A 14129-nucleotide genomic window follows, 5' to 3' on the forward strand; every position below is an offset into this window, starting at 1 on the left:
ATGGTTCATTTGATGAAAAATATGTAAAAATTCTTAGATTCATACTAGGATTGGTACAAGTTTCACTTTTCTATGAGTACATCTTAGTGTAGACTTATACTTGGCGGTAATCTTTACACTTGAAATAGAATTATTTCAAGATAAGCAGTTATTCACAGTTTACTGCAATATTCTTAAATGAATGTTAAATAAAAATAAGAAAAATATAGGGTTAAAAAAGGGAAACGTATAAAGACGTTGAATATTTTTCTTATAAATAGTAAAGTTGCGATTGTTGTTCCATATATTGAGTTGTATGGTATAAATAAAGAAGGAGGTGCCAAAGAATGAACAGCAATGAAATATATGTTAGTCTTGACATCGGTACATCCAATGTTAAAGTCATCATTGGTGAAATGGTTAATGACAGCTTAAACATTATTGGTGTTGGAAATGTAAAATCAAATGGTTTAAAGAAAGGATCGATAGTTGATATAGACGAGACTGTTCGATCAATTAAAAAAGCAATTGAACAAGCTGAGCGCATGGTGGGAATCCACATTGAGCAAGTTGTAGTAGGTGTCAATGCAAACCAGGTACAGCTACTTCCGTGTCACGGAGTAGTCGCTGTTTCAAATGAAGATCGTGAAATCGGGAATGAAGATGTCTTACGCGTTCTAGATGCAGCACAAGTTGTGTCAATTGCTCCAGAACGTGAGTTTATTGATGTGGTACCTCGACAGTTCATTGTAGACGGTCTTGACGAGATTAACGATCCGCGCGGGATGATCGGTGTAAGATTAGAAATGGAAGGTACACTTATTACAGGCTCGAGAACTTTACTACATAACCTACTTCGTTGTGTAGAAAAAGCAGGTCTTGAAATTGTTGATATTTGTCTTCAACCTTTAGCGGCTGCAACAGTTGCTATATCTTCAGATGAAAAAAATAGAGGAGTAGCCCTTGTTGATATGGGGGGAGGATCTACAACTTTATCTATTTTTAAAGATGGAGAGTTACAAGCAACGAGCGTATTACCATTAGGTGGAGACCATATAACGAAAGATATTGCGATTGGGTTGAAAACTTCAACAGAAAATGCAGATCAAATTAAGTTGAAATATGGACATGCTTTTTATGATACAGCGTCGGAAGAAGAGATGTTTACGGTTCCTATTATGGGAAGCGATCAAACAGAACAATATTCTCAGTTGGAATTATCGGATATAATAGAGGCTCGTGTAGAGGAAATTTTAATGTTTGTTCAAGATGAAGTGCGTAAGTTAGGAGTAAAGCAAGTAGCTTCTGGTTATGTACTAACTGGTGGAATTGCTTCTATGCCAGGTGTTCTTGATCTTGCATATGATATTTTACATGAAAATGTTCGTATAGCAACTCCTGATTATATTGGCGTGCGTGAGCCCCAATATACAAGTGGAGTAGGATTAATTAAACATTCTTATCAAAAAGCTAAGTTGCGTGGGAAAAATGTGCAGGAAAAACAAGAGCATTTTGAACCAGTACCAGCACCAGCTCCAACGCCGGTACAACAGCAACCTGCGAAACAAAAAACGCGTAATCAAAACAATAATAATCAAAATGATGACCGTATGATGTCAAAAGTAAAACGTGTATTCCGTTATTTATGGGATTAAAATTGGACACGAAAAATGAGGTTCTAGGGGGATTTCGACATGTTAGAGTTTGATACTACTCAAGATCAATTAGCGAATATAAAAGTTATCGGTGTCGGCGGTGGCGGAAACAATGCTGTAAACCGTATGATTGAACACGGTGTACAAGGTGTAGACTTTATCGCTGTAAATACTGATGCACAAGCATTAAATCTATCAAAAGCTGAAACGAAAATGCAAATTGGTGGAAAATTAACACGTGGACTTGGTGCAGGTGCAAACCCTGAAGTAGGGAAAAAAGCAGCAGAAGAAAGTAAAGAACAGATCCAAGAAGCACTTCGTGGTGCTGATATGGTATTCGTAACTGCTGGTATGGGCGGCGGAACTGGAACTGGTGCAGCTCCAGTTGTTGCTCAAGTGGCAAAAGAATTAGGTGCATTAACAGTTGGTGTTGTAACACGACCATTTACATTTGAAGGACGTAAGCGTGCAACACAAGCGGCATCTGGTATTGCGGCATTTAAAGAAAATGTAGATACACTTATTGTAATTCCAAACGATCGCTTATTAGAGATTGTTGATAAAAACACGCCAATGTTAGAGGCATTCCGTGAAGCAGATAACGTATTACGTCAAGGTGTTCAAGGTATTTCTGATTTAATTGCAACACCAGGTTTAATTAACTTAGACTTCGCAGACGTAAAGACAATTATGTCTAATAGAGGTTCTGCTTTAATGGGTATTGGTTCTGGTAATGGAGAAAATCGTGCTGCTGAAGCTGCGAAAAAAGCGATTTCTAGTCCATTATTAGAAACATCTATTGATGGAGCTCAAGGTGTTATCATGAACATTACGGGTGGAGCTAACTTAAGCTTATATGAAGTACAAGAAGCGGCAGACATTGTAGCTTCAGCTTCAGATCCAGAAGTAAATATGATCTTCGGTTCGGTTATTAATGAAGGATTAAAAGATGATATCGTTGTAACTGTAATTGCAACTGGTTTTGATGATACAATTGCAACTCAACCACCAAAACCAATTATCCGTCCGAATGTGAATCACACGCAACAACAGCAACAGCCAGTAGCTCAACCACCAAAACAACGTGAAGTAAAACGTGAAATGAAGCGTGAAGAGCCGGTTGTACATGAGCGTCATTCAGATTCAGATGATATCGATATTCCAGCATTCTTACGTAATCGTCGTAGACGATAAAAGAAAAGGAGCATTTATGCTCCTTTTTTGTTTTATACAGGGAAAAGATCTGCTAAGCAGGTCTTTTTTTATTGTAATTTATTCCGCTTTTTGCTGGGTAGCCCAATTGGTGAGGGCTAATAATCAGTGGGGGGATGAAGAAAACCCCCACTGATTAAAGTTTGAAAAAAAGATAGCATTCTATGAAACATATACTTTTATTTTTTACCGACAGATTATGTCTAGAAAGCACAAAATAACAAAAAAACACCTCCGCAAATTGACACACTTTCCTATTGGATATGCATTATACTAGTCTCAACTTAAAAAAAGAGGTGAATTGTTTGGTTGTTTACGCCGACGTTGTTTGGTTGTTAAACGCCTGCATTGATTTTCTTTTACTTTTATTAACAGCTACCGTGTTAAAAAAGAAGATCAAAAGATGGAGGCTTGTGTTAGGGGCATTGATAGGTTCAACCATTGTTATTTTTGCCTTTACTCCTTTTGCTTCTGTGATGACACATCCAATTATGAAACTACTGTACTCGTTACTTATTGTGTATACAGCATTTGGGTTTACAACATTTAGAAATTATGCACAAACTGTTTTTACTTTTTACTTTGTAACCTTTATGGTTGGCGGAGGGTTAATGGGCACTCATTTCTTCTTGCAAACGAATGAAATGGTAAATGGGTTGGTTCAATCTCAATCAATTTCTTACGGTGACCCAATTAGCTGGTTGTTTGTTATTTTTGGTTTTCCAGTCATTTATTATTTTTCTAAAAAGCGGATTGAAAGCGTAGAGGTTACAAAAATACACTATGATCAAATTGTGAAATTGAAAGTTCAAGTAGCTGAAGAGGAGCTAGAACTTGCAGGCTTAATTGATAGTGGAAATCAACTTTACGACCCGTTAACGAAAACACCTGTTATGATTATGCATATTTCATCGTTAGAACATTGTTTGCCGGCTTGGTTAACAGAACAAATTTATTCCAAAACAGAAATTCCTCAAATACCAGAAAATGATTCTGGGTGGGCGACAAAATTACGCTTAATTCCTTTCCGAGCAGTGGGAGTAGAAAGTCAATTTTTATGGGCAATTAAGCCAGATAGTGTACAAATTTATCATGAAGGAAGTTCTATCGTTGTGAACAAAGTATTGATTGGATTAAATACACAACAGTTATCAACCAATGGAGAGTATCAATGTATTGTGCATCCGAAAATGTTAATTTCGCAAAAAATGGTAATTGCTTAATAATGGGAGGCGGGATAATATGATGAAATTAAAATTTTATTTAGTATACCTTTGGTATAAAGTATTGCTGAAATTAGGAATTAAGACCGATGAAATTTATTACATTGGTGGAAGTGAAGCGTTACCACCGCCGTTAACGAAAGAAGAAGAGGAAGTTCTTTTAAATAAATTGCCAAAAGGAGATCAGGCGGCAAGATCGTTACTGATTGAACGCAACTTACGGCTAGTCGTATATATAGCAAGAAAATTTGAAAATACAGGGATAAATATTGAAGATTTGATTAGCATTGGAACAATTGGTCTTATTAAAGCGGTAAATACATTTAATCCAGAAAAGAAAATAAAATTAGCAACATATGCCTCACGTTGTATCGAAAATGAAATTTTAATGCATTTGCGCAGGAATAATAAAAATCGTTCAGAAGTTTCTTTTGATGAACCGCTTAACATCGATTGGGATGGAAACGAACTTTTATTATCAGATGTATTAGGTACAGACGATGATATTATTACAAAAGATTTAGAAGCGACTGTGGATCGTCATCTTCTAATGAAAGCATTACATCAATTAAATGATCGTGAAAAACAAATTATGGAACTTCGGTTTGGGCTTGCTGGAGGAGAGGAAAAGACGCAAAAAGATGTAGCGGATATGCTTGGGATTTCACAGTCATACATTTCGCGTTTAGAAAAAAGAATCATAAAAAGATTACGAAAAGAATTTAATAAAATGGTGTAAAGAGTAAGGCCAGCCGTTATCTAGGCTGGTCTTATTCTATTTAGTTGTATGAGGAAGGACAACTAAAATGAAAAATGAAGAGAAAACCGCATGCATAAAATCCCCTTCAAAGGAAATACTTTACACTGTACAGCAACTCCCGATAGGAGGGAACACTTTGACGAGAAACAAAGTAGAAATTTGCGGTGTTGATACAGCTAAACTTCCCGTACTAAAAAATGATGAAATGCGTAAATTATTTCGTGAAATGCAAAGTGGAGAGATAAGCGCAAGAGAGAAATTAGTGAATGGAAACTTACGTCTTGTACTGAGCGTCATCCAAAGATTTAATAACAGAGGAGAATATGTTGACGATTTATTTCAAGTTGGTTGTATCGGACTTATGAAATCCATTGATAACTTTGATTTAGGCCAAAATGTAAAATTTTCAACGTATGCTGTGCCGATGATTATTGGGGAAATACGCAGATATTTGCGTGATAACAATCCGATTCGCGTATCTCGCTCCTTACGAGATATTGCGTATAAAGCGTTACAAGTAAGAGAAAAGTTGATTGCAGAAAATTCAAAAGAACCGACAGCAATGGATATTGCAAAAGTGCTTGAAGTGACTCATGAAGAAATTGTTTTTGCTTTAGATGCAATTCAAGATCCAGTTTCATTATTTGAGCCGATTTATAACGATGGGGGAGATCCTATATTTGTTATGGATCAGTTAAGTGATGAAAAACAAAAGGACGAGCAGTGGGTTGAAGAGTTAGCTCTAAAAGAAGGAATGAAGCGTTTAAATGATCGTGAGAAAATGATTATTCGAAAACGTTTCTTCCAAGGAAAAACACAAATGGAAGTTGCAGAAGAAATTGGGATTTCTCAAGCGCAAGTGTCACGTTTAGAGAAATCAGCTATTAAACAAATGAATAAGACGATTCAAGGATAAGGTTTCACCATTTATGGTGAGACCTTTTTATATGTCATATAGTTTGTTTGCGTTCATAGTAGGGGAGCTGTGTTCATATAATGAAAATAATATGAGGTTGGCAAGAGGATGCTTCCTGTTCATTTGAGTAACAATGTTTTTTCGATTCGTCATATATAAGGGAGAGGATGAAAGTGATACGAATTTCGGAATTACAGATGAAAGATATAATAAATGTTTCAGACGGAAAAAGGCTGGGGAATATTGGAGATATCGAAATCGATATGAACACAGGAAAAATCGAGTCTATTATTATTTCCAAACAGGCACGTATGTTAGGGATCTTTGGGAAAGATATAGAAATTGTAATTCCTTGGAAAGAAATTGTGAAAATTGGGGAAGATGTCATACTTGTTAGAGTAAATTCTGTTAATTCTGTAACAGAATCAATACAAACACCGACAATTTCATAAAGAATATTACAAATTCCTCTTTTTTTTCTGTTAGGATTATGAAAAAATAAAAGTATGGTAAAATAGACAGGAAGTACCATGCTTTTTTATGTTATTTTAATTAAAAGGAGCCGCTATTATGAGAGAGCCATTTAAATATGTGGACGGTATACTGTATTTACAAGCGTGGAAAGAACTTGGGAACATTACTGCTGGATTTACGACAAAAGATGGTGGGGTAAGTACGGGCTCCTTTCATGCGATGAATTTAGGATTACATGTGAATGATATTGCGGAGAACGTTCATGAAAATAGACGCATTTTAGCAAATAAGTTACAAAAACCATTAGAAAACTGGATTTGCTCTGAACAAGTTCATGATCATCATGTTGAAAAAGTAGGAGAACAGGAAAAAGGAAGTGGCGTTTATTCATATGAAGACGGCATTTCAAAAACAGATGGCATTTATACGACTAATAATGATGTTCTTCTAACATCTTGTTACGCGGATTGTGTTCCACTCTATTTTTATGCACCATCACATGGTATGATAGGACTTGCGCATGCTGGATGGAAAGGGACTGTAAAAGAGATTGCAAAAGAAATGATTCAAAAATGGAATGCAGAAGGGATTTCAAGTGATGAAATTCATGTTGCGATTGGACCAGCAATTGGATCTTGTTGTTACGTTGTTGATGATCGAGTGCTAACAGCAGCAGAGCAAGTAGTAAACGGTTCTGTCCCTTATAAAAAAATTTCTGACGGACAGTATGCAATTAATTTAAAAGAAATTAATCGTATACTATGTTTACAAGTAGGCATAAAAGAAGAGAATATTGTAATGTCATCTCTTTGTACAAGCTGTGAAGAGCAACTCTTTTTCTCTCATCGTCGTGATCAAGGTAAGACGGGGAGAATGTTGAGTTTCATAGGTTTTAAGGAGGAAGAAAGCAAGTGACAGTACAAACAAATTTAACAACTGTAAATGAATCAATTAAACAATCTTGCGCACGAGCAGGACGTTCGTTGCAAGATATTAAACTCGTTGCGGTTACAAAAACGGTAGGAATTGAAAAAACAAACGAAGTAATTGAAGCAGGAATTATCGATTTAGGTGAAAATAGAAATGAAGGTTTCTTACAGAAGTACGAACATTTCGGTTCAAAAGTGAATTGGCATTTTATTGGATCATTACAAACGAGAAAAGTAAAAGAAATCATTAATGAAATCGATTATTTACATTCATTAGATCGTCTTTCACTTGCAAAAGAAATTCAAAAACGTGCGGATAAGAAAGTGAAATGTTTTATTCAAGTGAAAACATCATCTGAAGAATCAAAGCAAGGATTGGCAATAGAAGAAACCGTTTCTTTTATTCAAAGTTTGCAAGAATTGGATAAGATTGAAGTGGTTGGACTAATGACAATGGCTCCATTTACAGAAGAAGAGAAAGAAATCAGACGCTGTTTTAAGACATTACGTATGCTACAAACAGAGGTGCAGGAGTTAGAATTATTACATGCGCCATGTAAAGAATTATCAATGGGAATGTCTAATGATTACACCATTGCAATTGAAGAAGGTGCTACATACATTCGTTTGGGGACGATTTTAGTAGGAAAAGCGTAAAAGGAAGGAGAATCTTATTATGAGTTGGTCAAAAGTAAAATACTTCTTTTTTGATACACCTGAAGAAAAAGAAGCAGCTCAATATAGTTATGAAAAGGAGCAAACAGACATGAAGAAGCAGCAAGATCCGCCAGAACAACAAGATGTTACGTTTCCAAAAGCGCAAACGAAACAAAATGTTGTGAGCATTGAAACAGCGAAGCAATCCTCAAAAGTTGTTTTATTAGAACCACGCACATATTCGGAAGCGCAAGGAATTGCGGACCATTTAAAAGGTAGACGAGCTGTTGTAATTAATTTACAACGAATGTCTACGGATCAAGCTGTACGTATCGTTGACTTTTTAAGTGGTACTGTATACGCTATAGGCGGGGACATTCAAAAAATAGGACCGAAAACATTTATGTGTACGCCTGAAAATGTAGATATAGTTGGTGCAATTTCAGAGTTATTCGGTGAAGAAGAAGACACAAATATAAAGAGGTGGTAATACGCCATGGAAACCGTTTTAAGACTTTTAGTTTATGCTATCGAGATTTACTCGTGGGCACTTATTATTTACATTCTCCTATCATGGTTCCCAGGTGCAAAGGAATCAACTTTCGGAGAGTTTCTTGCGCGTATTTGTGAACCATATTTAGAACCATTTCGCAGATTTATTCCGCCGCTTGGTATGATTGATATTTCGCCACTCGTTGCGATCTTTGCGTTGAGACTTGCGACAAATGGCTTGGTAAGTTTATTCGGCTATTTCTTATAGTAAGAGGTTATATGTATGAGCATCTACGAGCATTTTAGACCTGATGAAGTGGTCTTTGTGGATAAAGTGTTAGAGTGGAAGCGAGCAGCGGAGTACCATCAAGTGAAGTTAACAGACTTTCTTGATCCAAGACAACAACAAATTGTCACGATGGTAATAGGACAAGGAGATGTTGCTGTACAGTTTGATGGTGCAACGTCTCAAGCAGAGCGCAAAAGAGCACTCATTTATCCGGACTATCTAGTAGTAAATGAAGAGGAATTTCAAGTAGAAGTATTGGAAATTGACTATCCTTCCAAGTTTTATACGCTAGAGCATAGGCAAATATTAGGTACATTTATGTCTCTCGGTTTAACGAGAGAAAAATGTGGTGATATTTTGCTTCAAGAAGATCGTGCCCAAATTGTAGTCGCGAAAGAAGTTGTATCTTATATTGAGATGAACTTACAATCTATAGGAAAAGTGAAAGTCTCCTTATCACCAGTGCAAGGGGAAAAAATTCTACAGATACAAGAAACGTGGGGGGAGAAATCCGGAACAGTTTCTTCACTTCGTTTAGATGTTATGTTAGCTGAAATGTTACATATATCTAGGCAAAAAGTACAACCTTTCATAAAAAATGGTTTAGTAAAAGTGAATTGGAAAACAGTGGAGCAAACCTCTTATGAATGTTATCCAGGAGATGTTTTTTCAGTGAGAGGACATGGACGCAGTAAATTGTTTTCTGTAGAAGGTAGAACAAAGCGCGACAAATGGAGAATTTTGTATGGTATACTAAAATGATTGGTTTTTTAGAAGGAAATCCTCCTATTTTGTCGAAGAAAAGATATAATTGAAAGAGGAAATTTAGATAACTACTTGGAGGTGGCGTTGTGCCGTTAACACCATTAGATATTCATAACAAAGAATTTGGTCGCGGATTCCGTGGCTATGATGAGGATCAAGTAAATGAGTTTCTTGATCAAATTATCAAAGATTATGAATTAGTCATTCGTGAGAAAAAAGCTTTAGAAGAACAAGTTGCGCAATTAGAAGGGAAGTTAGATCATTTCTCTAATATTGAAGATACGTTAAACAAATCTATCGTTGTTGCACAAGAAGCAGCGGAAGAAGTAAAACGTAATGCGCAAAAAGAAGCAAAATTAATTGTACGTGAAGCTGAAAAGAATGCAGACCGTATTATTAACGAAGCTTTAGTAAAATCAAGAAAAGTTGCTTTTGATATTGAAGAGCTAAAGAAACAAGCGAAAGTATTCCGCACTCGTTTCCGTATGTTATTAGAAACACAGCTTGAAATGTTAAACAACGATGATTGGGATAAACTAATTGAGTTAGAAGACGAAGTAGACGAGCTGTTGAAAAAAGAAGAAACAGTGTAAGCTTGACGTTTTTCTCATTATTACATATAATTTTAAACAACATATTTATTAAGAAAAACGAAGATAGGGATAAGTACCTTTTTCATACCTTATATAGCGAACTGAGGATGGTGTAAGCTCAGGATAAGGAGATAATGGGAATATCACCCTGGAGTTCCGCGCTGAACAAATAGAGTAAGCGTAGGCGTATATTCGCGTTAAGAATATAAAGAGGATTGTATACATACGTATAGGATCTACTAGGGTGGTACCGCGGGAGACTTTCTCGTCCCTTTTTGGGATGAGAAAGTCTCTTTTTTATTCCGTTTTTTAGGTCTTTCTTTTATACATGTAAGGAGGAATTGAGCATGGAGTACAAAAATACATTACTAATGCCAAAAACAGAGTTCCCGATGCGTGGGAATTTACCAAAACGTGAGCCTGCAATGCAAGAAAAGTGGGCGGAAATGAATATTTATGAAAAGGTACAAGAACATACGAAAGGTCGTCCTTTATTTGTACTGCATGATGGACCTCCATATGCGAATGGTGACATTCATATGGGACATGCATTAAATAAAGTATTAAAAGACTTTATCGTTCGTTATAAATCAATGACTGGTTTCTGTGCACCATATGTCCCAGGTTGGGATACACACGGTTTACCAATTGAACAAGCTTTAACAAATAAAGGTGTAAAGCGTAAAGAAATGACAGTTGCTGAGTTCCGTAAGTTATGTGCAGAGTATGCATATGAACAAGTAGAACGTCAGCGTGAGCAATTTAAGCGTTTAGGTGTACGTGCTGATTGGGATAACCCATACATTACTTTAGAGCCAGCTTATGAAGCACAACAAATTAAAGTGTTTGGTGATATGGCGAAAAAAGGTTATATCTATAAAGGACAAAAACCAGTTTATTGGTCACCAACGAGTGAATCAGCTTTAGCGGAAGCTGAAATTGAATACCAAGATAAAAAATCTGCATCTATTTACGTAGCATTCCCTGTAAAAGATGGAAAGAACGTATTAGAAGGTGATGAGAAATACATCATCTGGACAACAACGCCTTGGACGTTGCCTGCAAACTTAGGTATTTCTGTTCACCCAGAACTTGAATACGCTATTGTAAAAGTAAATGATGAAAAATATATTATTGCTTCTGAACTATTTGAGACAGTTGCAAAAACGTTAGAGTGGGAAAACGCTGAAGTTGTGAAAACAGTAAAAGGTAGCGAGCTTGAGTATACAGTTGCAAAGCATCCATTCTACGATCGTGATTCATTAGTTATGCTAGGAGATCACGTAACAACAGATGCAGGTACAGGTTGTGTTCATACAGCACCAGGACACGGGGAAGATGACTTTATTGTTGGTAAAAAGTATGGCTTAGAAGTACTTTGCCCAGTTGATGATAAAGGTGTATTAACAGAGGAAGCACCTGGATTTGAAGGCTTATTCTATGATAAAGCTAACAAGCCAATTACAGAAAAATTAGAAGAAGTAGGCGCATTACTGAAACTAACATTCATTACGCATTCATATCCACATGATTGGAGAACGAAAAAACCTATTATTTTCCGTGCGACAGCACAGTGGTTTGCATCTATTGAAGCATTCCGTAAAGAATTATTAGAAGCTGTTGCGGAAACAAAATGGGTACCAGCATGGGGCGAAACTCGTCTTCATAACATGGTTCGTGACCGTGGTGACTGGTGTATTTCTCGTCAACGTGCATGGGGTGTGCCAATTCCTGTATTCTATGCTGAGAATGGTGATCCAATCATTACGGATGAAACAATTAACCATGTAGCTGATTTATTCCGTGAACACGGTTCTAACGTATGGTTTGAGCGTGAAGCGAAAGATCTATTACCAGAAGGATTTACACATTCAGGTAGCCCAAATGGTGAATTCCGTAAAGAAACAGACATCATGGATGTATGGTTCGACTCAGGTTCTTCTCACCAAGCGGTATTAGAAGAGCGCGATGACTTACAACGTCCAGCAGATTTATATTTAGAAGGATCTGACCAATATCGTGGTTGGTTTAACTCTTCATTATCGACAGCAGTTGCTGTAACAGGAAAAGCGCCATATAAAGGCGTACTAAGCCATGGTTTCGTATTAGATGGTGAAGGACGTAAAATGAGTAAGTCGATTGGAAACATCGTCGTACCGAAGAAAATTATGGATCAATTAGGCGGAGATATTTTACGATTATGGGTATCTTCTGTTGACTATCAATCTGATGTACGTATTTCGGATGATATTTTAAAACAAGTAGCAGAAGTGTATCGTAAAATCCGTAACACATTCCGTTTCTTATTAGGAAACTTAGACGACTTTAAGCCAAGTGAAAATACAGTAGCTGTAGCTGAACTTCGTGAAGTAGATCGTTATATGTTAGTGAAATTAAATGACTTAATTACAAAAGTAAAAGAAGCATATGAGACATACGACTTCGCTGCTGTATATCATGCAATTCATAACTTCTGTACAATTGATTTAAGTTCATTCTACTTAGACTTTGCAAAAGACATTTTATACATTGAAGGTGCGAACCATGAAGATCGTCGTGCAATTCAAACTGTATTATATGATGTTCTTGTTGCATTGACGAAACTTGTAACACCAATCTTACCGCATACAGCTGATGAAGTATGGCCATACATTCCGGGTGTAACAGAAGAAAGTGTACAATTAACTGATATGCCAGAAGCTGTACAATTAGATGGTGCAGAAGCATTAAAAACAAAATGGGATGCATTTATGACATTGCGTGATGACGTATTAAAAGCGTTAGAAGTGGCTCGTAATGAAAAGGTAATCGGTAAGTCATTAAATGCAAGCATTACGCTATATCCAACTGCAGAAATGAAAGCTATGTTAGAGTCTATTAACGAAGACTTAAAGCAATTATTCATCGTTTCTGAGTACAAACTTGGTGGCATGATGGAAGAAGCGCCAGCAGATGCACCGAAGTATGAACATACAGCGGTTGTTGTTGCTCAAGCAACTGGTGAAACATGTGAACGCTGTTGGGTAGTTTCAGAAACAATTGGTAAAGATGCTGAACATGAAACATTATGTGAGCGTTGTGCAACGGTTGTTAAAGAAAATTATGTAAAATAATAAGGGGTGACTGCACGTAAAGTGCAGTCATTTTTTGGTTAACAGTATATTGAAATAACTTTCACTCTCTTTCCTATGAAGGAAAAATGTGTGAGAGGTAAGCATATAAATTTCGGACACACTAATCGTACATTGCAACTGGGAGGAATGTACACGTGAATGAAATGTATATGGAAATCAAAGAAGAATTGCAATTGATGCGAAAAGAGTTACAAGAGAGGCTAGCTAAAGAGGTTATGTACAAATATAATACAGAGTTTAGCGAAGAGCTTGGGTATGAAATGAAGGAAGAGATAAAGAAAAAACTATTATTACATGATATAAAAGAGGATTTAAAAGATGTAGAACGTGCATTATTTAAAATGGAAATAGATATGTATGGTATTTGTGAAGACACAGGGAGAGTAATGTCGGTAAAACAAATGAAAACGATGCCGACTGCACGTACCATTCATGAATTTTTCTATGAAAAAGTAAATGTATGAATGGGCACAACGATATTATATTACCTTTTTTTTATTTATTTTATTCTTCTATAAAGGTTCATTGTGAAAAGGTTGCAGCTATGCTAAAATTTTGAGGTACACTGTCTTTGTGGGGGAAATGAAAATGATATATTATGTAATAGCGTTATTTGTCATTGCCATCGATCAAATATCGAAATGGCTAATTGTAAAGAACATGGAATTGGGTACGAGCATTCCGATTATCGATAATGTATTATACATAACATCACATCGAAATAGAGGAGCTGCCTGGGGCATTTTAGAAAATAAAATGTGGTTTTTTTACATTATTACAGTCGTTTTTGTAGCATTTATCGTATTTTATATGAAAAAATATGCAAAAACAGACAAGCTTCTAGGAATTTCATTAGGTCTAATTTTAGGCGGAGCAATTGGTAATTTTATTGATCGTGTATTTAGACAAGAAGTAGTGGATTTCATTCACGTGTATATTTTCTCGTACAACTATCCAGTATTCAATATCGCTGATTCAGCATTATGTATTGGTGTTGTATTAATTATTATTCAAACATTATTAGAAGGCAAGAAAACGAAGGAGTAATTGA

Annotated in this window: 15 protein-coding genes and 1 other annotated feature; all 15 genes read left to right on the forward strand. The window is 36.2% G+C overall.

Annotated elements, in window-relative coordinates; translation table 11 throughout:
• Positions 1–326 precede the first annotated feature (326 nt).
• Positions 327–1634 carry a cell division protein FtsA gene (gene ftsA, locus LMD38_RS07590; RefSeq protein ID WP_001087553.1) on the forward strand — a complete coding sequence of 436 codons (1308 nt, stop codon included), beginning with the start codon at positions 327–329 and terminating at the stop codon, positions 1632–1634.
• Between the two features lie 39 nt (positions 1635–1673).
• Entirely contained in the window at positions 1674–2828 is a 1155-nt protein-coding gene (gene ftsZ / locus LMD38_RS07595) for a cell division protein FtsZ (protein WP_000888991.1), read from the forward strand.
• Positions 2829–3151: 323 nt separating this feature from the next.
• A complete protein-coding gene (spoIIGA, locus tag LMD38_RS07600; RefSeq protein WP_062821679.1) occupies positions 3152–4069 on the forward strand; it encodes a sigma-E processing peptidase SpoIIGA in 918 nt (305 codons plus the stop codon).
• Between the two features lie 19 nt (positions 4070–4088).
• Complete coding sequence (sigE, locus tag LMD38_RS07605) at positions 4089–4808, forward strand: RNA polymerase sporulation sigma factor SigE (RefSeq protein WP_000976948.1); 720 nt, start codon at positions 4089–4091, stop codon at positions 4806–4808.
• A gap of 157 nt (positions 4809–4965) precedes the next feature.
• On the forward strand, positions 4966–5745 hold the full coding sequence (sigG, locus tag LMD38_RS07610) for an RNA polymerase sporulation sigma factor SigG (protein WP_000197753.1): 780 nt from the start codon (positions 4966–4968) through the stop codon (positions 5743–5745).
• Between the two features lie 167 nt (positions 5746–5912).
• A complete protein-coding gene (locus tag LMD38_RS07615) occupies positions 5913–6197 on the forward strand; it encodes a YlmC/YmxH family sporulation protein (protein WP_014893538.1) in 285 nt (94 codons plus the stop codon).
• Positions 6198–6315: 118 nt separating this feature from the next.
• On the forward strand, positions 6316–7134 hold the full coding sequence (gene pgeF / locus LMD38_RS07620) for a peptidoglycan editing factor PgeF (RefSeq protein ID WP_001209018.1): 819 nt from the start codon (positions 6316–6318) through the stop codon (positions 7132–7134).
• Positions 7131–7805, forward strand: coding sequence for a YggS family pyridoxal phosphate-dependent enzyme (locus tag LMD38_RS07625; RefSeq protein WP_000218173.1), 675 nt, complete (start codon positions 7131–7133; stop codon positions 7803–7805). The genes pgeF and LMD38_RS07625 overlap by 4 nt, the downstream gene beginning before the upstream one ends.
• 19 nt (positions 7806–7824) lie before the next feature.
• Positions 7825–8295 carry a cell division protein SepF gene (locus tag LMD38_RS07630; RefSeq protein WP_000119138.1) on the forward strand — a complete coding sequence of 157 codons (471 nt, stop codon included), beginning with the start codon at positions 7825–7827 and terminating at the stop codon, positions 8293–8295.
• A gap of 6 nt (positions 8296–8301) precedes the next feature.
• Positions 8302–8565 carry a YggT family protein gene (locus LMD38_RS07635; RefSeq protein WP_000450921.1) on the forward strand — a complete coding sequence of 88 codons (264 nt, stop codon included), beginning with the start codon at positions 8302–8304 and terminating at the stop codon, positions 8563–8565.
• A 15-nt stretch (positions 8566–8580) separates the two neighbouring features.
• Positions 8581–9348, forward strand: coding sequence for a YlmH family RNA-binding protein (locus tag LMD38_RS07640; protein WP_000029727.1), 768 nt, complete (start codon positions 8581–8583; stop codon positions 9346–9348).
• 89 nt (positions 9349–9437) lie between these two features.
• The gene (gene divIVA, locus LMD38_RS07645) at positions 9438–9944 is read left to right on the forward strand and encodes a septum site-determining protein DivIVA (RefSeq protein WP_001131612.1); all 507 of its coding nucleotides are present in this window, start codon (positions 9438–9440) and stop codon (positions 9942–9944) included.
• A 51-nt stretch (positions 9945–9995) separates the two neighbouring features.
• Positions 9996–10220, forward strand: a binding site (T-box leader).
• 71 nt (positions 10221–10291) lie between these two features.
• Positions 10292–13057, forward strand: coding sequence for an isoleucine--tRNA ligase (ileS2, locus tag LMD38_RS07650; RefSeq protein ID WP_062821678.1), 2766 nt, complete (start codon positions 10292–10294; stop codon positions 13055–13057).
• Between the two features lie 155 nt (positions 13058–13212).
• Positions 13213–13542 carry a TraR/DksA C4-type zinc finger protein gene (locus LMD38_RS07655; protein WP_001004666.1) on the forward strand — a complete coding sequence of 110 codons (330 nt, stop codon included), beginning with the start codon at positions 13213–13215 and terminating at the stop codon, positions 13540–13542.
• 124 nt (positions 13543–13666) lie between these two features.
• Positions 13667–14125: a lipoprotein signal peptidase LspA gene (lspA, locus tag LMD38_RS07660; RefSeq protein WP_000642177.1), complete on the forward strand. Its 459-nt coding sequence runs from the start codon at positions 13667–13669 to the stop codon at positions 14123–14125.
• Positions 14126–14129 lie beyond the last annotated feature (4 nt).

The sequence above is a fragment of the Bacillus pacificus genome, from assembly GCF_020861345.1.
Taxonomy (GTDB): domain Bacteria; phylum Bacillota; class Bacilli; order Bacillales; family Bacillaceae_G; genus Bacillus_A; species Bacillus_A pacificus.